Source organism: Bacillus sp. OV322, assembly GCF_900112495.1.
In the GTDB taxonomy this organism is placed as follows: Bacteria; Bacillota; Bacilli; order Bacillales; family DSM-1321; genus Peribacillus.
Map to the genome: position 1 here is coordinate 310,745 of NZ_FOMA01000005.1, position 22,629 is coordinate 333,373.

Consider the following 22,629-nt stretch of genomic DNA (forward strand, 5'->3'; position numbering starts at 1 on the left):
GATATTACCCTTTAAAAAGCTCGGGATAGCAGAGAGACTGCCGGAAAAAAGTTTTTATAATCATGGTTTAATCCCCGTTTTTTCCTCCACCTTGTTACATAGCAGCAATTTTTACAAAAACAGCCTATTAACCGGACTTCATTTAAACATGTAAAAGCCGCACTTTTGCCAAAAAAGGATTAGTGCGGCTGTATTGTTCTGTATTAAAATTTATTTTAGAGCTGCGAACTCTTCAACTAAATCACTGAATATGGTAAGTGCATGTTTAATGGTTTCGGGCTCTGTAAGATCTACCCCGGTCGATTTAAGAAGATCCAGAGGATATTCAGAGCTTCCGCTTTTTAAGAAGTTCAGATAGCTGTCAAGCGCTCCCTGTTCTCCTGATAAAATATTGTCAGCGATAGTGATGGCTGATGCATAGCCGGTGGCATATTTGTATACATAAAACGGGCGGTAAAAATGCGGTATGCGTGACCAGCCATATTTTACTTCGTTATCCAGAATGATTTCTTCCCCATTATACTGCCTATAAATGCTTTCGTATGTTTCATTGAATACATCTACATTTAATGGTTCATCCTTCTCTGCTTTTTCATGTACCAATTTTTCAAATTCAGCAAACAAGACCTGAGTGAAAAATGTCCCTTTAAAACCGTCAATAAAATGGTTCAGCAAATGCTTTTTCATTTCAGCATCTTCTGTAGTTTTTAACAGATAGCGAATAAGCAGGATTTCATTCACAGTGGAAGCGACTTCTGCCACAAAGATGGAATATCCGGCTGTAATTTGCGGCTGATGCTTTGAACTGAAATATGAATGCATGGCGTGGCCGGATTCATGAGCAAGTGTGAATAAGCTGTCAAGATCATCCTGGTAATTCAGCAGAATGAATGGATGAACGCCATAAAGGCCAAGATTGTAGGCACCGGAGCGCTTGCCTGGAGTCTCTCTTACATCAATATATCGTTTTTCCTTAAACTGTGATAATACAGACTGATACTCTGCGCCTAATGGCTTCAGACTGGCAAGCATAGTATTATAAGCCTCTTCATAAGGAATTTCCTGTTTTACGCCTTTCACAAGCGGTACGCTTAAATCATATTGACGCAATTCATCGAGTCCAAGACGTTCTTTTCTTACACTCATATATTTATGCAGGGGCTTTATATGTTTCTTGGTGGCCGAAATGAGATTATTGTACACTTTATTTGGCACTTTATCTCCAAATAAGGACTTTTCAAGCGCAGATGGATAATTTCTTAATTTGGATAAAAGGACATTATTCTTAACGGCAGCTGAAAGAGTAGAAGCGATTGTATTCTGCAGCCCTAAATATGGCTCATAGTAGGCCTTATATGCTTCTTTGCGCTTCTCCCTGTTTTCATCTTCAATGAGCTTGCTATACATCCCGCGGGTAAGCTCAACTTTACCGCCTTGTTCATCTGTTACCATCCCGAATTTGATGTCAGCATTATTAATCATACCGAACGTTTTTTGGGGAGATGACAGTGCTTCACCGAGCTGGGATAGCACCTGTTCCTGTTCTTTAGAAAGGACATGTGCTTTATAACGGAATGAGTCCAGTAAATCATCCTCGAAATATTTCAGTCCTTCTTCTTCCTCAATATATCCTTTTAATGATGTTTCACTTAGCGAAAGCAGAAAGGGCATGAAAAAAGAAGAAGCACTGCTTAACTTTTGTCCCAGCTGGCTTGCTTTATCCAGTAATGCCTGAGAGCTTGTCTTCCTTGTATCCAGATCCACATGAAGCATCGCATACACATATACTTTATTGTATAAATACCCTGTATCTTCACTGAGCTTCAAATATTCCAGTAAACTGCCGGCGTCAACTATCTTACCGTCAAAGGATTTTATCTTTTCAGCAGATTCAAGTATTTTGCTAAAGTCTTTTTCCCAAAGGTCCAGACTGCTGTAAATGTCGTCCAGGTTCCAGGTATCCTGAACCGCCACTTCTTCACGGTTTTTATAAGTCTTCATATTATCCCGCCTTTTAATATGTATTTAGCTGATTTGAAATGTGCGAATCCAGCTGATGTGTGATTAACTGCAGAATTCAAAAAAACAGGTCATCAATAGTATAATGAATCAGACAAATAAATATGTTTGTGAACAAGCAGACATTTCATGGCCGTTTACTGCAAACAGAAGAAACCGGAGCCAGCGGGGTTCCTTCTGCTTAAATTCCCGCTGGCTCCAAGGTAATCTGCTCCAATTAATAAAACGCAGAATCAGCCAAGTCCTTTTATAGAGTTCTTAAAATAAATTCATGCTTAAGTAGCGTTCACCTGTGTCAGGTGCAATGCATAATACCTTTTTGCCGGCTCCGAGGCGCACTGCCACCTGTATGGCAGCATAAACGGCTGCCCCTGCTGAAGGACCTAGGAATAATCCTTCTTTGCTTGCAAGCTTTTTGAACATGTCTATTGCCTCTTCATCGGATATTTGCATGATTTCATCATATACTGCTGTATTTAAAATAGCAGATATAAAACCGGGGCTTGTTCCGACAAGTTTGTGAGGACCGGGCTTGCCGCCTGAAAGTACCGGGGATCCTTTTGGTTCTGCAACAGTAATATGAATTCCAGGAAGCTTCTTTTTAAGTGTTTCCCCAATTCCTGTAATGGTCCCGCCAGTTCCCGCTGTGGCAACAAAAGCATCGAGCTCGCCGTCCATTTGCTCCAAAATTTCAATTGCGGTTGTGCTTCTATGGATATCAGCATTTGCAGGATTCTCAAACTGCTGAGGAATAAAGCTGTCAGGAATTTCATTTTTTAATTGAAGAGCTTTTTCGACCGCCCCTCCCATTTTTTTCTCGCTGGGCGTCAGAACTACTTCGGCACCATATGCTTTAAGAATGCTGATCCTTTCCTTTGTCATATTGTCCGGCATGACCAAAATGGCATGGTACCCTTTGGCTGCTGCAATCATCGCAAGCCCGATGCCCGTATTTCCGCTGGTAGGCTCGATAATTGTGTCTCCTTCTTTCAGTAAACCTTGTTTTTCAGCTTGTTCAATCATATTGTAAGCTGCCCGGTCTTTAACACTTTTAGAAGGATTGAACATTTCCAGTTTTACATAAACATCTGCAGCTCCTTCAGGTACTAGCCTGTTAAGTCTGATCACAGGTGTTTCCCCAATTAAATCGGTAATATTCTGTACTACTTTCATTATGATGGCCTCCAAAAATTAGGTGATTTATATTATTTAATCCTTCTTCATTATAAAATATCAGATTAATGTTACAAGTTATTAGCTTTCTTCTGCAATTCCTGGCATTTGAGAAATAAAGTGGCTGCAGAACACAGAAGAATCAAGTCTTGCTGTGACAAAAGGCGGCTCCCGGTAAAAAGATTGATCAAGAGGCAAACCCAGCCAAAAATACGTCTCATCTATAATAACGAATGGATATGCCACGTTTTGCGACACCGCCTTATGCTTCCCAAATCCGGACCATTCTGTCCCGGAAAGCACAGTAATCCTCACTTCTTCGGATTTTAATTTTAAAAGATTTTTCCATTGAGATGATAAAATGGTGCCTTCCGGAAGAGAAACAATAATTGATTTCTCCGCGGCATTTATATCAGAAAAAATCTTATCAGTCTTTTTAGCATGCATCCACTTGAGCTTCGGATGCTGATTTTTAATCCATTTTCCGATTGTATCAATTTCAGCCGTATTATGGTATTTTTCTTGATGATCAACAAGCTGTCTCAGTGTTTTGCCATGGTGGATGGATTTTTTTATGAATGAACGGTCACTTACCTGAATGAATTTACCCTTGGTTCTCGTAACTGCGACATTTATCAGCCTTTCACTTTCTTTTCCGGTTAAAAGCATTCCTGCCCGAGACTCCGGATAGCTGTCCACTGTATCAAAAATCAGGATATCCCTTTCGCTTCCCTGCAGTTTATGGACGGTTGCAGCAATAATATCAGCTGAATTCATTTCTTCACTGTATAAATCAGCCAGGAGATTCTGCATAAAAACAGCCTGTGCACGGTATGGTGCCACATAACCTATAGAACGCGAGCCGCCTTCATATGCTTCGTGAATCAGCTGAAACGAAAGCAATAGGTGCATCGGATTAAACCTCGACTTTGACATTCTTTCCTGCGTGCAATGTGCTCCTGTAAAACTTGTATCCAAAAGTACAGCAGCACTATTATTGAACGGGGCACGGGAAACAATCTCAGTTCTGGAGTTCAGCACACTTTTGTGATCTTCAACAAGTGAATGATAAATATAGCGGTTAGTAAATGATGAAATGTCCGGATGCATTCTTCTTTGCTGTTTTAATAAAAATAAATGAGGGTGAAGGTGATCTTTCGAAACAGAATCTGCTACCCCTGATTTATGAAAAATATCTTCCTTCAGCCACTGATTTACGAGAGGACTTCTTGAGGCGGCAATCGGCGGCAATTGTTTGAAATCGCCGCTGATAATCACATTGCTGCCAAGAGCTGATGCAAATGCAGCCTGAGGTATATAGGCCATGCTGGCTTCATCCACAATGACTAAATCAAACTCTCTCTCATAGATGGCAGGATCTCCTGCGGCTTTGGCAAGAGTCGTTCCAATCAAGCAGGCCTCTTTTGCCAGATGAATCTCTTTTTGCCGTATTTTTTCCAGTACTCTGGCTATCTTCTTTTCTATCTCGATTAGTGCTGAAGAGTCCCTTTTGCTGAATGAAGAACTGAGATCCTGTTTCAGGCCTTTTTTTTCACCGGTTAACCTGTTCTTGTCATCCAAAAGACCTGGATATTCTTTTTTGATAAGTGCTGAAGGGAGAATATCTTCGTGACTGTTCAATTCGTCCCCTGCCTGTGATCCGTAGCGAAGCACCTCCCCTTCATTAAACCTTTTTTTCAGCTTAATGAATCCTGATATTTCCTTCATAAGTACATCAACAGCCTGATTGCTGTGTGATAATATTAAAACATTTTTGCCTTTAAAATAGGCATTGGCTGCAGTCCGGGCTAATGTATAGGTTTTGCCGGTGCCAGGCGGACCCCAGACATATGTTACCGGATTGTATTTGCTCCTGAGATAAAGCTCTTCTACACTGCTTTTTGTTTTGCCCTCAGGATGTTTCGCAGGCATTGATGGATTCATGAGTCTTTTTATGCGCAGCCGTTTTGTTTTGTTTTTTTTGCTTTCCTGCAGTCTTTCGATAAGCTGCTCAAGAAGCTCCCAGGGATCATGGAGCAAATTTGCTTCTCCTATTAATTCTCCCAAGTTTCTTTCAAATGTAAGGATTATACTCTTGCCTTCAGATGAGAGTATGCGGCCCTCTGATTTTTCCTTTCCCCTTTCAAGCTTTACGATAGTGCCTACGGGGATCTTGAGTGACACATTACTGTCAAAATAATAGGTGAATCCAGATTCCGCCGTCAAAAGCCTGCCGCTGAATACCCGGTATTTAGTGCTTCCAAATTTTTTTAGATGGCTGATTTCATAGTCAAGTGCTTGCTGCCATTCTTTGATATATTCTACAGTTATATTCATTTTTATCTTCCTTTTAATGAAAAAAAACCCATCAAATATGAGTGAGTTTGTTTATTGAATAACCTTTACTATAGCACTTCCAGCTTACTTTATCCATTGGCCGCCTATTATCATACCTATGTCAATGCAGGACTGGTGTTGCGCAAAAAGGGAGGTTACACGGCCGCCTGCAGAAAGCAAGCATCCTGGAGCGGAAAGACTGCCTTATTCCATATCAGCAAAGTTTACTAAAACCGCCATTTAAAAAGGCGGAAAGCTCCCTTTTCAGGAAGCTTTCCACCCTTATTTTTACCCTTTTCTTCCATTTACTCTGAAGGCATATTTCTTTTGTAAGAAAAGTAATTGGTCAAACATGAAACTTAAATATAGCCCTTTTTAGCTGATTTGGCCCCCTTCAGCTACAATATCTTCCTGATATTGAATGGACGTTTCAATCGCAATCTTTAATCCCTTAACAATGGTTTCTACTGACATGCTTGGCTGAGGTCCCTTGCCGATTGCCTGTTCAGGAAGAAATGGGATATGAATGAACCCGCCCCGGACGTTTTTAGGAAGGGATTGAAGCTCATGCATCAGCCCATAAAATAAGTGATTGCAGACGAAGGTTCCTGCACTTTGCGAAACAGAAGCCGGAATTCCTTGGGCATTCATTTCTTTGACAATTGCCTTGATTGGAAGTGTGGACAAGTATCCGACAGGACCGCCTTTAATGACTTCTTTATCTATTGGCTGATTTTGTTCGTTATCTGGGATGCGAGCATCATCGACATTAATCGCAACACGTTCAATAGAAAGGTCATGGCGTCCCCCTGCCTGTCCAACACATATGACAATTGCCGGATCATTTTCTTTTATCGCTTCCTTAAGGTGATCAATGGATTTATGAAACACGGTAGGAATCTCTTTTACCTTAATTTCATGATTACTTATGGTAATTCCTTTTAACTTTTTGACTGATTCCAGAGCGGGATTAACGCGTTCTCCTCCAAATGGATCGAATCCTGTTACAAGTACTGTTTTCATCCGGGGTTCCTCCTTTAAAAATTATATACAAGCACATACATTAAAAGCATATTAATAATCATTAATGGCAGTGCGATGGGAAGCTGTGCTTTGATGACTGCATTTTTATCCTTTAAATCGAGGAGCATGGCAGGGACAATATTAAAGTTGGCCGCCATTGGCGTCATTAAGGTTCCGCAATAGCCTGCGAACATTCCTAATGCTCCCATGATGGCAGGATTTCCGCCATGCATCTGCACAATAAGCGGAATTCCAATGCCGCCCGTAATGACTGCAAAGGCTGCAAAGGCATTTCCCATAACTATCGTGAAAAGAGTCATACCAAGGCAATATGCGGCAACAGCAACAAAAGAATATTGCGTTGGCAGAACGCTGCCGACAATCTCAGAAACAACCTTGCCCACACCGGCCGAGGAAAATATGCCGCCAAGAGCAGATAGCATTTGAGGGAGAATAATGGCCCAGCCGACTGCCTGCATCAGCCTGCTCCCTTCATGAACAGGCACCGATGCTTTTGCTTTGGTAAGATAAAGTGCCGCAAAGCAAGCGATCACCGTGCTTAACCCAAGAGAAATAAGGGTGACATTCTTTGGATCCGCCAAGTATGCTCCGCCGATATGAAATTTCCCTAATGTCAGTGTCCCGATAACAGTAAACACAGGAATCAATAAAGCGGGAATGAAGACTTTGCCTTTTATCCGGCTGGCGTTCAACATCCTTTCCTCTTTTGGCGGCTCGGTTTCTTTTCCAGCTTTCACCTTTCCAAGCGCCGCAATAATTACCATGATTAATACTAAATATCCGACTGCTAAAGAAGGAATAAATTTACCGAAAAGAAAGGTAAATGCAAAGATGCCCCAAAATAGGAAGGAACCTATGCGTGCAGGGTGAGACTTATCCGCTATCACCCGGATGGCTACAAAAGCAACAATGATTCCAAGCAAGTAATATATATATTCCAGTGTAATGATACTCATGGGCTGCCATCTCCTTAAGCAATGCGGTTTTTAGATTTTTTTGTTTTTCCATGTATTTCGTTATGAATGTTTTTATCGAGTCTGCTAAATCTCCACCATGATAATAATAGAGCGGAAATGGCTGTAGGTATGCCCCATAAGGCCATGTCCCAGACTCCAACGTGAAGGCCTGCTGAATCATAATAGCCCTTCATAAGCAAAATGGCGCCTGTTGCAATAAAGATATCTTCGCCGAAAAACCAGCCAATATTTTCCGATGCCGCAGCATGGGATTTAATATCATTCTGAATTTTTTCTGATAATTTTCCATGTTTTGCTGCTGCAGCACCTTCAGCCATCGGAGCTACCAATGGACGGACTGTTTGAGCATGGCCGCCAATATTCAGTCCCAGTGCTGCAGAAATTTCCCTGATAAGAAGATAAGACAGCATTACTCTTCCGGCAGTAGCGGCTTTTGCCCTGATTATCAAAGCTTCTGCCCTTTCTTTCAGCCCGTGCCTTTCAAGAATGCCTATAACTGGCAATGTAAGTATGATAGGAAGGGACATATACCTGTTATCAATAAAAATTTGTCCGAATTGTGAAAGAATTTCATTAAAAGAAAATCCTGACACCAAGCCAGTGACGATACCTGCAGCCATAACAACAAGCAAGGTGTTGATTCTAAAGCCAAAACCAATGGCAACAATAACAATGCCAATAAGCTTAATCATTATAAAACCCCTCTCTATTTGGTTTTGTTTTTCATATTCTCACCTTTGGATCCCCCTAATTCCGATGCCTTCAAGTTCAAGCGCTTTCTTGATCTGTCCGGCAAACAAGAGGGCGCTTGGTCCATCTCCATGAATGCATATGGTATCTGCTTCTATTGGTATATAACTTCCGTCATGAATTTTGACTTTTTTATTTTTTATCATTGAAAGGACGTTTGAAACGGCGAGATCTTTATCCTCTATCATTGAATTTTCCTGGGTTCTTGGGGTGAGAGACCCATTACGCTGATATGTTCTATCAGCAAATACCTCATTCGCAGTATGTATACCCAATTCTTTTCCTGCTTTGATTAATTCACTTCCAGCCAATCCGTATAGGATAAGATCTGGCTGAATCTTATAGACAGCTTCAGCGATAGCCCGGGCATATAGCGGGTCTCGTGCAGCCATATTGTAAAGTGCACCATGCGGTTTGACATGGTTAAGCCTGGCGCCGGAAGCCTTAACAAATCCTTTGATCGCTCCTATTTGGTATATCATAAGATCAAATATTTCTTGTGGAGCCATTTTTATTTCCCGCCTGCCGAATCCTGCTAAATCGTTAAACCCAGGATGAGCTCCAATTTTTGCATTCTTTTTCAGTGCAAGGTTTACAGTTTTGCGCATTACCGTTGGATCGCCAGCATGATATCCGCAGGCTATGTTTGCTGAGGTAACAATATCAAGGATTTCTTCATCATTTCCAATATCGTATCTGCCAAAGCTTTCTCCCAAATCGCAGTTCAAATCGATTGTTAACAAAAAATCCTCCTCCTTATGAAAAAAAGTTCCGAAATGTGGATTTGAAATTCCGAAATTTCTATTTACAGAATACTATATATTTAGAATTTTTACACTTGTAAGTTTTTACTTTACATTACCTATTAATTAAATTTGCTTCAATCTGCTTGGTTCAGCTGAATATAATAGGCAGGAGAACCCATGATAGCGTTCGTTTCACATTAATGATTGTTTTTGTATATTCAGACTATTATAATATTAGAAGACCAACATTCGGAATATTAGTTCCGAAAATAGGAATTGAGGTGTACTGCTATGAATAAGATTTTAAAGGAAAATATCAATATCATGCCTTTAGGTGATTCAGCTTTGATGATCCAATTAGGCAGCACAATAAATCCGGAGCTCCAGCAAGTGGTCAGTTCTTTAACGGCACATCTAGAAAGTACCCCTTTTCCCGGGTTTATTGAGTGTGTCCCCGCCTTCGCGAGCATAACCGTATACTATAATCCGGTAGCAGTCATAAAAGGCAAGGGATCTTCCCAAAGGGAATCACCATATAAAATCGTGCATTCTTATATTAGCAATATCATTCACGAGAATCGAAATGCAGAAAAATTCACGAGAAGAAGAGTAGACATTCCAGTTGTATATGGCGGAGAGTATGGACCAGATTTAGAGTTTGTTTCCAGTCATCATTCTTTATCAGTACAAGAAGTGGTGAGTATCCACTCATCAAATGATTACCTTGTGTATATGATAGGATTTGCTCCAGGATTTCCATATCTGGGCGGGATGTCAGAAGAAATTGCTGTTCCGCGAAAATCTTCCCCGAGACTGCGGATACCGGCTGGTTCTGTCGGCATTGCCGGACAGCAAACAGGGGTTTACCCAATATCAACGCCAGGAGGATGGCAAATCATTGGCCGCACCCCTCTTCCGCTTTTTAATCCTGCTAAATCCCACCCAAGCTATCTTCAAGCTGGAGATATTGTCACATTTACTCCTATTGATGAAAAGGAGTTTCTGGAGCTTAAGGAGGCATTACATTGAGTATTAAGGTTATTCGCCCAGGTCTTTTAACGACCATTCAGGATCTTGGAAGATACGGATATCAAAAATTTGGCGTAATCGTATCTGGAGCAATGGATATAGTTTCATACAAATTAGCAAATATGCTTGTCGGAAATCAAGAAGACGCTGCTGCCCTTGAAGCGACTTTAATCGGGCCCGAATTAAAAATTGAAAGAGACATGCTATTGGCGATAACTGGAGCTAACCTTAACCCTAAAATTAATGGGGAATCTGTGCCTTTATGGAAGCCATTGTATGTCAAAAAAAACAGCATTCTTACTTTTGGGACATGTACACTGGGATGCCGCTGTTATATTTCATTTTCCGGCGGTTTGATCACAGAGGAAGTTCTTGGGAGCAGAAGCACTTACTTGAGGGCGGAATTTGGCGGGTTTCTAGGCAGGGCTTTAATCAAAGATGATATCTTGTTCACCAATGATATCACAAGTAATGGAAAGGCTATTTTTCAAGATCTTAAGAAAAAAGAAAAAGCAGGATACGCAGCAGCCCGCTGGCATATCCCGCGGTTTTTTTTTCAAAAAAGAAGCCAGCATATCCTTCGGCTAATAAAAGGACAGCATTTTAGTATGCTTGATGAGAAAGCGAAAAATGATTTCTTTGAAAATACTTTTATAATTGATTCTCATTCTGATAGGATGGGATATCGTCTATCTGGCCCGGAGCTCCAAACGGCGGTTTCCGGTGAATTGTTATCCGAAGCAGTAACTCACGGTACGATTCAAGTGCCCCGGGATGGAAAACCTATTATTCTTTTATCTGACCGGCAAACAACAGGAGGTTATCCCAGGATTGCACACATTGCTTCCGCAGATGCGCCCCTTTTAGGCCAGCTCAAACCTGGTGATTCCATCTCCTTTCAGGAAATTACGTTAATGGAGGCGGAACATTTAATAATAGAAAGAGAAAATTGGCTGGGAGAAGTAAAAACAGGCATCCAGCTTAAACTAGAAAGTTACTGACAATTTTATCGCTGCAAGACCGCTTTTTCATTAGCCTTCTTGCAGCAGAAAAACAGATGCTGATAATTAGCAGCGTTTAATATCACTCACATGGCGGGTCATACCATGCTGCTTATTATACTTTCTCTCTGTTCCTGTACCCCAGTTTCATTGAGACTTTTGCAGCTTCACTTTTGAGCTTCTCTATAAACAATGAAAGGCGGTCTCCTCCAAAATTTCCTTCAAATCCTGCAAGGCTGATTCCTGCAGCTATTTCCCCTTCGTGATCGAATATCGGGGCAGCAACAGAAACAGTATGGTTTTCAAGCTCAGAATAACTTACTGCATATCCCTCTTTTCTCGATGTTTCTAAAGTATGTTCCAATAACTTTTTATCCGTAATGGTTCCCGAAGCTAACGGCAGCAGCCTGCACTTTTTTATGTAATCCTCTCTTTCATTTTCTTTCAAGTTGGCCAGGATGATGCGGGAACATGCACCTGCATATAACGGCGACCTTCTCCCTATTGCCGTAAAAAGTCTAACAGGATGCTGGGTATCCAGTTTTTCTACATAAATTGCTTCATCTCCATCCCTTACAATCAGGTTAACAGCTTCTCCTGTTTCATTTAGCAGGCTGCGCATAAATGGAAGTGCTATTTTTCTTATGTCTAGCCGTTGGGAAACAATTTGGCCGAATTGCAGGAACATTAGCCCTAACTCATAATAACCTGCCCTGTCTCTGACAAGGAAACCCATCTCGGTAAGGGAACCTAGCATTCTGTGAACCGATGTTTTAGGAATGTTAGAGAGATCTGCGATCTCCTTTAAGGTTAGCTTGGGATGCTGAAGAAAAAGATTAAGAATTTCCATCGATTTAATAACTGTTTTATTTTGATTTTGCATAATTGACTCCTTTTTACTTATAAAATTCCGAATTCCGGTATTAAGGTAATTATACGATTTACATTTCTTATTACAAGAATATTTAGAAACCTTACCAGCGATTTTTATATTATGATAGGTAAATCTTCTTTCTGCATATGTTCTTTGCTGCTATCTATGCTGATTGGTGAATTAAAAGAATTTTTATATTTTTCAGATTAAATGTTTATACTTTTTCATGCCGGGTAAACATTAGAATGTAAGACATTCTCATAACACCAAAGGAGATGGTTAGATTGATTGTAATCAGCAGCCAATGGAATAACGAGAATGACGCAGCAGTATTCAGTCCCGGTGATCGGTGCTAAATCTTTTAATTAAAGGAATGCACGAAACATTCTCATAACACCAAAGGAGATGGTTAGATTGATTGTAATCAGCAGCCAATGGAATCGAGAGAATGACGCAGCGGTATTCAGTCCCGGTGATCAGTGCTAGATTTTTTTAAAAAGGAAAGCCGAAAAACATTCTCTGCCCCAAAGGAGATGGTTAGATTGATTGTAATCAGCAGCCAATGGAATCATGAGAATGACGCAGCAGTATTCAGTCCCGGTGATCAGTGCTAGACTTTTTTTAAAAAGAAGAGGCAATAACATTCTCTGCCCCAAAGGAGATGGTTAGATTGATTGTAATCAGCAGCCAATGGAATCGAGAGAATGACGCAGCAGTATTCAGTCCCGGCGATTACGCCTAGTTTTAAGAATATTCATCATTTCTTCATTCTCAGCTAAAGGAGATGATTACTGTGAACATCAACCCTAGCCAGTGGAACAAAGAAAATGACGCAGCAATTAACAGTCCAGGTGATATTGATCATTCTTCAATATCAAAAAATTTACTGAGCGTTACAGCATTTGAAATGTCTCAATCTAAAAATGACACTCCCGAATATGACATATATGGTACGGCCTTGAATGATTTGTAAAAATTCAATCCCCTTTTTAAAGAAATAAACAAGCCTATCTGCAGTTAAACTTTAAGTTTAACTGCAGATAGGCTTTTTGCGGTTTCCTGTTATGCCCTGTTAAATAAAGAATAGTCTTAAAGAAGTCTTCCCTTCATTTAATCAGGTTTTTCTATATGATTAGTCATTCTATTTTTGGAATATGGTCTTTTCGCCAATCCATTCAGCATTCTATCTCAACTGGGGAATCAGACACGATTTCTCTCCTTTTTGGATACTAATGGTCCCCTTCCCTGTTTTATTTATCAAGCATTTATCTTCGTTTTTGCCTTATCATCCATCCCGGAATATCGGACAGCCTTTTCATGCCTTGAGGATAGAATACTATGAAGAATCATACCCAAAATGACAAGTCCTAATCCAGACAGTGAGTTAACTGATGGAAAGGGTGTTCCGATAAACACCATTTCTCCTATTAAAGCAAATACAATTTCAGCTGCTTGTGTCGCTTCTACCCCGCTTAAAAGTCTAATATCATCTTTGACCAGATCTGTAGCTGCAAAAAATAATACTGTTGCACAAACACCGGAAAGTATGGCGACCAGACCCGATTGCAGTACTTGACTATTACCTGGCAGGCCTTCTTTGAACAGTCCGTAAACAAATAGAATTATCCAAAATGGCAGGCTTGCAAGTGTCATCCCAAGCACTCTTTGATAGGCATCTAAGTTCCCTTTACAAACCTCCATCATCTTCCGGTTGCCTAAAGGATAAGCAAATGATGCAATTAAAATGGGAATTATACAAAGTAAGAAGTCCTTTAAAGAAAGCTTTGAAGCATGATCATATTGCATAACCATAATTCCCAGTAAAATAATGAAAGACATAGAGAGTCCTTTTAAAGGGATTTTTTCCCGGGTTTTTACTAAGCCTGATGGTGTTTCGCGTATGTTTATGAACAGCGGAGCCAAAAGAGATCCAGAGATGATTGTTATTTGCCAGGTGCCTGCTATCAGCCAGCCTGGACTGTAGGCAGAAGCTATGCAAAGAGGTGCGTAAAATAGGACAAAGCCAACAAAACTCCATATTACCCAGAGTAAAGGCTGCTTTCTCATTTCTTTCAAAAGCTGAATGAAATTCCCCCTGAATAAAACAATAATAAGAAGTAAAGGAACCATAAATAAGTAACGCAGTGAAGCGCTCCAAATCCAGCTTCCCCCTGAAATATCCATCATTCTATTTAGAACAAACGTAAAGGCAAAAAAGAATGCTGCGCCAATTCCAAGGATTATCGCACGCAAGTGATCCCTCCTATCGATATTTTTTTATAGCTTTAAAAATGACATTGTTGATACATAGCTGGTTTTCTTCACCTTGAAAGGACATGAATGTTGATGCATGCTTCAACATTCATGTTTAACGGAGCATAAGCCCCATACGCATTTGTATGGGGCTGTTTGCGCTTGTTATTAATCCGCTTAAACCGCATGCAACCCTTGCTGTTAGAACGGGTTCAATTATTTTACAGATTCTGCAGTCAGCACGTTAGTTATCCAGCCTAGCGGATCAGGCTCAGTTCCATTTTGAATTCCTGTAAGTGAATCATAAAGCTTTTTAGAAATTTCGCCTGTTAACCCGCTGTTGATGACCATTTTTTCATCATTCCAGAGAAATTCTCCAATTGGCGATATAACAGCTGCTGTGCCTGTGCCGAACGCCTCTTCCAATTTTCCTTCATGATAGGCTTCGCGTATTTCTGCCATTGATATTTTTCTCTCTGCAACAGGAATATTCCAGTGGTTAAGCAGCTCGATAATAGACGTTCTTGTAACTCCCTGAAGAATGCTTCCGTTCAATTCAGGTGTAATAATTTCTCCATTTATCTTAAAGAAGACATTCATACTTCCTACTTCTTCGACGTATTTCTTTTCTACTCCATCGAGCCATAATACTTGAGAATAACCCATACGTCCGGAAACTTCTTGTGCTTTAAGCGAGGAGGCGTAATTTCCTCCAGTTTTTGCTTCACCTGTACCACCGCTTACGGCGCGTGTAAATTCTGTCTCCACAGCTATTTTAACCGGATGTATTCCTTCTTTATAATAAGAGCCCACAGGAGACATTATGATAATGAATTTGTAGCTGTCCGATGGAGCTACGCCAAGATAAGGTTCTGTAGAGATTACAAATGGGCGTATGTAAAGTGATGTGCCAGGTGCCTCAGGAACCCACTCATAATCAACTTTGATCAGCTTCTTAAGTGCTTCCAGAACAAAATTAACGTCTAATTCCGGAATACAAAGACGGTCATTAGATTTATTTAGCCTTTGGAAATTCTTCTCAGGCCTGAATAATACAATATCTTTATCTTGGTTTAAGTAGGCTTTCATTCCTTCAAATACCGATTGGCCATAATGAAAAATCATAGCTGAAGGATCTAAAGACAGCGGCTGGTAAGGGACAATCCGGGGATCATGCCATCCTTTTCCCCTTTTATAATCCATGATGAACATATGGTCTGTAAAAACCTTTCCAAACTCCAGAGTTTGTGAGGAAGGCTTTTCCTTTTTGTCTTTGTTCATGATGATTTCAATATCTAATTGGGTCATTGCCAAAACTCCTTGTTGAATAATTTAGTTGTGAAGGTTTTATCAAACAATCTATAAAAGTCATTTTACTCCTAAGTGGCCAGAATATTCAACCATTAATTATTAAATTTTCGGAATTTTAAAACTTTTGTACATCATTCAAAAAGACTATATTAAAATATTATTGTTGCAATATTGTCTTGGGATTTAGCTTAAAAATTCCTTCAATGCAGGAAATTGCTGCATCGTCTCATTGTATCCTCTTTCAAACAGCTTGTTTAATTTTGCGGGGTTGCGTTCAATTCTTCCTACATCCAATTTTTCTTCAGGGCGTATTATAAAAATGTTTCCCTTTGCTTCTTGTTCTTCCAAATAGCTGACAGTCTCGTTATACAAATTATGACGGTGCATCATGGCACGCAGCAGGCCTTCATATTGACTGTATTTCCGCTTGATGTACCAGCTAAAAGATTGCTGCTTTTTTAGATATCCTTTATTCCTTGTTAAAACAACAACATTTTTACTGTTCCCGTCTTTTTCGGATTTTAAAATAGGAATCGGATCTGAGATGGCTCCATCCAAGAGATATCTTCCTTCATAATTGATGATGGGGGCCATCATAGGAATCGAGCTTGATGCTCTCAAGATTGTCAGCATGTTCTTGTAATGCTGCTGTTTATCAAAATAAACAGACTCTCCTGTCATACAGTCAGTAGTTCCCACGATGAATTTTTCTTCGGCGTCTCTAAATGCCTGAAAATCGAATGGCTCCAGGTCATTCGGCAGCTTATCAAAAATAAAATCCATTCCAAATAGCTCTCCCCTGCTGAGAAAACGTTTAAAAGAAATATACTCCGGATGTTTTATATAATCAATATTCACAATTTTATTTCTGTCCATCTGCCTCGCCACATAGGATGACCCATTGCATGCACCTGCCGAAACTCCTATTACATATGGCAGATACGTTTCTTTCTCCATTAAATAGCGAAGCACTCCAGCTGTATACACACCCCTCATTCCCCCGCCTTCGAGGACCAGTCCAGTTTGATTCATAAATTTTCGCCTTCTTTGAATTAATATATGTCTTTAATACTTAAAAATGGGATATATCAATAATAAAAATGAACAATATATTTTATCACAGCCATACTGATAATTAAACTAATTTGGCTTGGCTATTGTTACATCTTTTTTTTGAAATAATAATTTCATTTTGAGTTTAAATCTTGTTAAAAGAAGGAATGAAAGAATATGTGAGAAATATTTCTCAGTCAATTAGGGAGGTTAAGGGATTGTGGATTAATAAACCATTTTTTAAATACGCAGCGGGCATTTTGCTGACTATATTAATTATCATTTCACTTGGGAAAATAGATTATGTGCTGTGGCCCATCCAGAAAACAATTGCCACTGTTTTTTTTCCTATCATAATCGCAGGATTGCTTTATTACATAATTAGGCCAGTTGTTACACTTTTATCAAGATACCTCCCGAAAGCAATAAGTATTTTAACAGTTTTCTTGGCCATCGCCGGCATCATTTTTGCCATTGTTCATTTCGGAGGACCTGCAATCGGCGAACAAATACAAAATTTATCCGAAAAAGCGCCTGAAAAGGTAAAACAGCTTACAAATCAATCACAGAAAGCTTTGGATCACAATAACATTAGCTTTTTAAAAAGTTCAAACTTAAAGGAAAAGGCTCTTACTTATTTTAATGGTTTATCCAAAAGAATTGCAGGCAATGTAATAGAAATATTTACAACAATCACCAGCATAGCTGCAGTCCTCATTATTGTTCCGTTCCTATTGTTCTATTTTTTAAAGGATGATCATAAGCTGAGGCCTTTTTTATTAAAATACCTTCCTGATGAAGTTTGCCATGAAGGAAATTTAATCCTTAAAGATGTGGATAAAACACTTTCGACTTATATCATTGGACAATTTATCATAGCAGTTGTCGACGGGGTCCTGATGTATATTGGCTATTTGATCATTGGACTGGATTATGCACTTGTATTGGCCGTAATTGCGACATGCCTGACAGTAGTACCTGTGCTAGGCCCATTTATGGGAGTCATCCCTGCTTTATTAATTGCTTTTCAAATGGATCCCTTTATGGCTGTCAAAGTGCTTATTGTCCTTCTCGCTGTACAGCAGGCAGAAGGACACCTGGTAACACCATTTGTTATGGGGAAAAGATTGAGCATCCATCCTATTACTATCATATTATTGCTGCTTGTAGCTAACTCTATTTATGGATTTGTCGGGATTATTATAGCCATTCCTTTATATTCGGTAATTAAAACAATCATCAAAAATTTCCGCCGCTTTTATAAGTTAAAGCATCAGGCGAATAATAAAATAGTAGATATTTCAAAAGGAGAAAGCGGGCAGAAACATTAAGTGCCTGCTTTCTCTTTTTGATGATTCGTTTATATGTATCAGTAAATAATATGTGAAAATGCAGCTTTTCACTAAAAAGGCAAAGCCAAAAAAACCCGCCTTTTTAACGTAAGCGGGTCAGTCAGTATATTTTTCTGCAGTCAATCACCCTAAGCGAAGCCTCTCATGCCCGGTATAGACATTCAGGGCATCATTCCGGACAAATCCTATGGCCGTAATGCCCAGTTCTTCAGCAGCCTGCAGCGCAAGTTCTGTTGGGGCAGATTTGGATACCACAATTTCACACCCGATTTTGGCAACTTTTAATAGAATTTCGGAGGAAATCCTGCCGCTGAAAACTAAAATTTTATCCTGGATGGAAATATCGTTTTTTAAACAATGACCATATATCTTATCAAGTGCATTATGGCGGCCAATATCCATTCTGCTGACTGTATTCCCTTCCAGGTCGGATAATGCGGCATTATGCACACCGCCTGTTTTTTGGAACATCTCTGCCGAATCCTGGAGGTTTTTCATTAGGCGGAAACAATCATCAGGAGAAACCGTAACATGTATATCTTTCATTTTTTTTGCTGTAAGGGCATCATTGACAAAAACAAACCCTTGTCTGCTCATCCCGCAGCATGAAGTTATGTAGCGCTTATTTTGGAAGTTTTCAAAGAAAGGATTGATAGCATTTGTTTTAATATGCACAAATCCTTCCTTTTCCTGAACCCATATTTCTTCAATATCAGAAAACTTTTTTATGACTCCTTCAGATGCCAGATAGCCTATTGCCATATCTTCTATATATTCTGGTGTACACACCATCGTGACAAATTCTTTTCCATTGATCTTAAGTGTCACCGGGTATTCGGTGACAACTTGGTCTTCTTTCCATGCTGCTTCTCCATTAGAAAAACGAAGAATTTTTCTATTTGCTGCAAGAGGATTCATGATTTTTCTCTCCGTTTACATAATATTTTTATCGAATACAAAAACACTTACGCCTATATCTTCTTCCACCTTGATATCAGAAAATAAATGAACCAATGTCGCTTCCATTAATTCATTCATACCTTTAGGCGTCTCATTCTTATAAAGATCCTGTATTAGTTTCGTTCTCGCTGAATGAACCATGTCCCGCCCTTCAGGCGTTTTTGCAATAAATTTTTCCGTAGGCGTAAGGTTTCCGTACAAGGTGGAAATGACCATATTCTCTGCAAAGACCGTTGTAATGCGCTCAGGGCCTTTTCCGAATAGTTCCTTGCGCAGTTTTCTAATAATATCGTTAAATTCATGAACTTTTTTGGACACAGTACTCTACACCTTCTGTTCATTTTCATTAAATGAATGATTGCCTTATTTCAATAATCTATAATAAATCATACTTTTGAAAATGAAAAGCGTTATGGCTTTCTTGAATAATTATAGACTTTATGTTGTCAGTTTCAAAATTGAGAGGTATAATGGCGAAGTTGGATCTCCAATAATGATTTTGTTGGGGGCCTATCAGACTGTATTTATATAATGGATTGGTACCTTGGTAGGGTTTGCTAATGAACTATTCCACCATGTAAACGCTTCCTTTGGATTTTTATATCCCAAAGGTTTGTTTATCATGGTGGTTTTTTTGTTTTTCGGCTCTGTCAAAGTTCCATGCCGATTTACTATGGGCAGATTGTGCGGCTTAAAGGAGTCCTGGCAGGCACCTATGTGCCAGAGGCTCCGCCTGCCTGCCGCTCTAAAATCAGCAGTGATAAAGAGCCTATTTTTAAGAAGGAAGGTTGCAGGATGGAACAAACAATAACAGCTGTAAAAAACATTACAGTTACAATCAATAATCAGCTTTTTTCAGCAGCTCCGGGACAAACCGTACTGCAGATTTTAAATGAAAATCAAATTGAACATCCCCAGATTTGCTATGTACCCGAGGTAGATCCGATTCAAACCTGTGATACATGTATTGTGGAAATTGACGGTAAGCTTGCCCGTTCATGTTCGACAATTGCTATGGATGGAATGAATATTGATTTACATACAAATGGAGCGGTAACAGCGCGTACAGAAGCAATGGACCGGATTTTAGAAAATCACTTGCTGTATTGCACAGTTTGCGATAACAACAATGGAAATTGTAAGCTGCATAATACTGCAGAGATGATGGGTATCGCACATCAGGCTTATCCTTATACACCTAAAGTAACAACAGATGCTGTAGATATGTCACACCCCTTCTATCGCTACGATGCAAATCAATGTATTGCCTGCGGACAATGTGTGGAAGTCTGCCAAAGCCTGCAAGTTAACGAAACCATTTCGATCGACTGGGAAGCAGACCGTCCCCGGGTCATTTGGGACAACAATGTACCGATCAATGAATCTTCTTGTGTCGGCTGCGGACAGTGTGTGACAATTTGCCCCTGCAACGCATTAATGGAAAAATCAATGCTTGGAGAAGCAGGTTTTATGACTGGTCTCGAAGATGAATTGCTTTCTCCTATGATTGATTTAATAAAAGAAGTAGAACCGGATTACACTACAATTTTTGCTGTTTCTGAAGTTGAGGCCGCGATGCGGGAAACACGCACCAAAAAAACAAAAACTGTCTGCACATTCTGCGGTGTTGGCTGTTCATTTGAAGTCTGGACGAAAGACCGCAAAATACTTAAGGTGCAGCCTGTTCATGAGGCACCAGTCAATGCTATTTCCACATGTGTTAAAGGGAAATTCGGCTGGGATTTCGTGAATTCTGAGCAGCGCATCACCTCTCCTTTAATCCGTAAAGATGGTGAGTTCGTTGAAGCAACCTGGGATGAGGCCCTTGATTTAGTAGCAAGTAAACTGGGCAATATCAAAACGCAATATGGAAGCGGGTCTATCGGGTTCATTTCTTCTTCTAAAATTACCAATGAAGAAAACTATGTGATTCAAAAGATGGCACGCCAGGTATTCCAGACAAACAATGTTGATAACTGTTCACGTTATTGCCAGTCCCCTGCTACAGATGGTTTATTCCGCACAGTCGGTATGGGCGGTGATGCAGGTACGATAAAAGATATTGCACAAGCAGGTCTTGTTATCATAGTGGGAGCCAACCCTGCGGAAGGTCACCCAGTATTAGCAACACGTGTAAAACGTGCTCATAAAATTCATGGCCAAAAACTCATTGTTTCTGATCTCCGGAAAAATGAAATGGCTGAGCGTTCTGATATCTTCATTAGCCCTAAACAAGGCACCGACCAGGTTTGGCTAATGGCTGTTACGAAATATATCATTGATAATGGCTGGCATGATCAGGAATTCATCAATGAAAATGTTAACTTCTTTGATGATTTTAAAATGGTTCTAGAAAAATACACACTTGAATATGCAGAAAAAATTACAGGAATCTCAAAAGCAAATTTAATCAGTGTAGCTGAAACTATTCGCGATGCAGATGGAACATGTATTCTTTGGGGAATGGGAGTCACCCAAAATACCGGCGGATCAGATACTTCTGCTGCTATTTCTAACTTGCTTCTTGCAACAGGAAACTATCGCCGTCCTGGTGCCGGCGCCTACCCGCTCCGTGGACATAACAATGTACAAGGCGCATGTGATATGGGTACACTTCCGGGGTGGCTTCCAGGATATCAGCATATTACAGATGATGCAGCCCGTGCTAAGTTTGAAAATGCATATGGAGTCAAAATCGATGGAACACCAGGCCTTGATAATATTCAAATGCTTCATGCCATTGGAGAAGGAAAAATGAAGGCTATGTATCTTGTTGGTGAAGACATGGCACTTGTGGATTCCAATGCAAACCATGTTCATGAAATCTTATCAAGCCTTGAATTCTTTGTCGTTCAGGATATTTTTCTGTCAAGAACCGCTCAATATGCAGATGTCATTCTGCCTGCGGCTCCTTCATTGGAAAAAGATGGAACATTCACCAATACTGAGCGCCGGGTTCAAAGACTATATCAAGTCCTTCCAACACTAGGTGACTCTAGGCCTGACTGGTGGATTGTACAGGAGGTAGCAAACCGTCTTGGTGCTGGCTGGAACTACAGCCATCCTAGTGATATTTACGATGAAATGGCAAGCCTTTCTCCGCTGTTTTCTGGAGCTAATTATGAAGTGCTGGAAGGATGGAACAGTTTCTTATGGGGCAGTTTCGAAGGCGAAAGCACTCCGCTTCTATATGTGGATGGATTTAATTTCCCAGATAAGAAGGCTCGCTTCGCTCTTTCTGATTGGGTCCTTCCTGCAGAATTCCCGGAAGAGTACGATCTTCATATCAATAATGGAAGAATGCTGGAGCATTTCCACGAAGGTAATATGACTAATAAATCAAAAGGCATTCAATCTAAAGTGCCTGAAATCTTCATCGAGGTTTCACCTGAGCTGGCGAAAGAACGCGGCATAAATGATGGATCTCTTGTCCGTCTGGTATCTCCATTTGGCGCCTTGAAGTTACATGCATTAGTAACAGACCGGGTAAAAAATAATGAAATTTATCTCCCGATGAATTCAACTGATAAAGATTCAGCAATCAACTTCCTTACAGGCCCAGCTATGGATCAGCGTACCCATACTCCTGCCTATAAACAGACAAAGGTTAGAATGGAAGTTATCCGTACAGATGGCGAAACCCCTCTTCCGGCTTCTAATCCGCGCAATAAAAAACGCAACCCGCAAAATGGTGTTGAAGTACAGCGCAAATGGAATCGAGAAGGATATGTTTCACTGACTGATTATTGA

At 40.1% G+C, this 22,629-nt stretch carries 18 protein-coding genes; 5 read left to right on the forward strand and 13 right to left on the reverse strand.

The genetic code is table 11. The features are described from left to right. Nucleotides 1-210 precede the first annotated feature (210 nt). From pepF to BM126_RS14345, 7 genes are all read right to left on the reverse strand, one after another. Nucleotides 211-2,001 carry an oligoendopeptidase F gene (gene pepF / locus BM126_RS14315; RefSeq protein WP_090990122.1) on the reverse strand — a complete coding sequence of 597 codons (1,791 nt, stop codon included), beginning with the start codon at nucleotides 1,999-2,001 and terminating at the stop codon, nucleotides 211-213. A 276-nt stretch (nucleotides 2,002-2,277) separates the two neighbouring features. After that, the gene (cysK, locus tag BM126_RS14320) at nucleotides 2,278-3,192 is read right to left on the reverse strand and encodes a cysteine synthase A (RefSeq protein ID WP_090990123.1); all 915 of its coding nucleotides are present in this window, start codon (nucleotides 3,190-3,192) and stop codon (nucleotides 2,278-2,280) included. 81 nt (nucleotides 3,193-3,273) lie between these two features. Continuing rightward, entirely contained in the window at nucleotides 3,274-5,529 is a 2,256-nt protein-coding gene (locus BM126_RS14325; RefSeq protein ID WP_090990124.1) for a DEAD/DEAH box helicase, read from the reverse strand. A gap of 375 nt (nucleotides 5,530-5,904) precedes the next feature. Then, complete coding sequence (pcp, locus tag BM126_RS14330; RefSeq protein WP_090990125.1) at nucleotides 5,905-6,552, reverse strand: pyroglutamyl-peptidase I; 648 nt, start codon at nucleotides 6,550-6,552, stop codon at nucleotides 5,905-5,907. A 14-nt stretch (nucleotides 6,553-6,566) separates the two neighbouring features. Beyond that, a complete protein-coding gene (locus tag BM126_RS14335) occupies nucleotides 6,567-7,529 on the reverse strand; it encodes a DUF979 domain-containing protein (protein ID WP_090990126.1) in 963 nt (320 codons plus the stop codon). A gap of 14 nt (nucleotides 7,530-7,543) precedes the next feature. Continuing rightward, entirely contained in the window at nucleotides 7,544-8,242 is a 699-nt protein-coding gene (locus BM126_RS14340; protein WP_071350860.1) for a DUF969 domain-containing protein, read from the reverse strand. 39 nt (nucleotides 8,243-8,281) lie between these two features. Next, nucleotides 8,282-9,043 carry a 5-oxoprolinase subunit PxpA gene (locus BM126_RS14345; protein WP_090990127.1) on the reverse strand — a complete coding sequence of 254 codons (762 nt, stop codon included), beginning with the start codon at nucleotides 9,041-9,043 and terminating at the stop codon, nucleotides 8,282-8,284. Between the two features lie 294 nt (nucleotides 9,044-9,337). Between BM126_RS14345 and pxpB the strand changes: the two genes are divergently transcribed. After that, the gene (pxpB, locus tag BM126_RS14350) at nucleotides 9,338-10,075 is read left to right on the forward strand and encodes a 5-oxoprolinase subunit PxpB (RefSeq protein ID WP_090990128.1); all 738 of its coding nucleotides are present in this window, start codon (nucleotides 9,338-9,340) and stop codon (nucleotides 10,073-10,075) included. Continuing rightward, complete coding sequence (locus BM126_RS14355) at nucleotides 10,072-11,076, forward strand: 5-oxoprolinase subunit C family protein (RefSeq protein WP_090990129.1); 1,005 nt, start codon at nucleotides 10,072-10,074, stop codon at nucleotides 11,074-11,076. Before pxpB ends, BM126_RS14355 begins: the two co-directional genes overlap by 4 nt. A 115-nt stretch (nucleotides 11,077-11,191) precedes the next feature. Here BM126_RS14355 and BM126_RS14360 read toward each other — a convergent pair whose 3' ends face one another. Next, on the reverse strand, nucleotides 11,192-11,959 hold the full coding sequence (locus tag BM126_RS14360) for an IclR family transcriptional regulator (RefSeq protein WP_090990130.1): 768 nt from the start codon (nucleotides 11,957-11,959) through the stop codon (nucleotides 11,192-11,194). Between the two features lie 784 nt (nucleotides 11,960-12,743). Between BM126_RS14360 and BM126_RS14365 the strand changes: the two genes are divergently transcribed. Next, nucleotides 12,744-12,923, forward strand: a complete 180-nt coding sequence (locus tag BM126_RS14365; RefSeq protein ID WP_090990131.1) for a hypothetical protein — start codon at nucleotides 12,744-12,746, stop codon at nucleotides 12,921-12,923. A 284-nt stretch (nucleotides 12,924-13,207) separates the two neighbouring features. Here the strand turns inward: BM126_RS14365 and BM126_RS14370 are convergent, their stop codons facing one another. The 3 genes from BM126_RS14370 to BM126_RS14380 form a co-directional block, all read right to left on the reverse strand. Then, entirely contained in the window at nucleotides 13,208-14,203 is a 996-nt protein-coding gene (locus BM126_RS14370) for a DMT family transporter (RefSeq protein ID WP_090990132.1), read from the reverse strand. A 216-nt stretch (nucleotides 14,204-14,419) separates the two neighbouring features. Beyond that, nucleotides 14,420-15,511 carry a branched-chain amino acid aminotransferase gene (locus BM126_RS14375; protein ID WP_090990133.1) on the reverse strand — a complete coding sequence of 364 codons (1,092 nt, stop codon included), beginning with the start codon at nucleotides 15,509-15,511 and terminating at the stop codon, nucleotides 14,420-14,422. A 186-nt stretch (nucleotides 15,512-15,697) separates the two neighbouring features. Next, nucleotides 15,698-16,546: a patatin-like phospholipase family protein gene (locus tag BM126_RS14380; protein ID WP_090990134.1), complete on the reverse strand. Its 849-nt coding sequence runs from the start codon at nucleotides 16,544-16,546 to the stop codon at nucleotides 15,698-15,700. A 239-nt stretch (nucleotides 16,547-16,785) separates the two neighbouring features. Between BM126_RS14380 and BM126_RS14385 the strand changes: the two genes are divergently transcribed. Further along, the gene (locus BM126_RS14385; protein ID WP_090990135.1) at nucleotides 16,786-17,898 is read left to right on the forward strand and encodes an AI-2E family transporter; all 1,113 of its coding nucleotides are present in this window, start codon (nucleotides 16,786-16,788) and stop codon (nucleotides 17,896-17,898) included. A 144-nt stretch (nucleotides 17,899-18,042) separates the two neighbouring features. Here the strand turns inward: BM126_RS14385 and fdhD are convergent, their stop codons facing one another. Then, nucleotides 18,043-18,837, reverse strand: a complete 795-nt coding sequence (fdhD, locus tag BM126_RS14390; RefSeq protein ID WP_090990136.1) for a formate dehydrogenase accessory sulfurtransferase FdhD — start codon at nucleotides 18,835-18,837, stop codon at nucleotides 18,043-18,045. A 15-nt stretch (nucleotides 18,838-18,852) separates the two neighbouring features. Then, complete coding sequence (locus BM126_RS14395) at nucleotides 18,853-19,197, reverse strand: Na-translocating system protein MpsC family protein (RefSeq protein ID WP_090990137.1); 345 nt, start codon at nucleotides 19,195-19,197, stop codon at nucleotides 18,853-18,855. A 489-nt stretch (nucleotides 19,198-19,686) separates the two neighbouring features. Here BM126_RS14395 and fdhF point away from each other — a divergent pair, with 489 nt between their 5' ends. After that, a complete protein-coding gene (fdhF, locus tag BM126_RS14400) occupies nucleotides 19,687-22,629 on the forward strand; it encodes a formate dehydrogenase subunit alpha (protein WP_090990311.1) in 2,943 nt (980 codons plus the stop codon).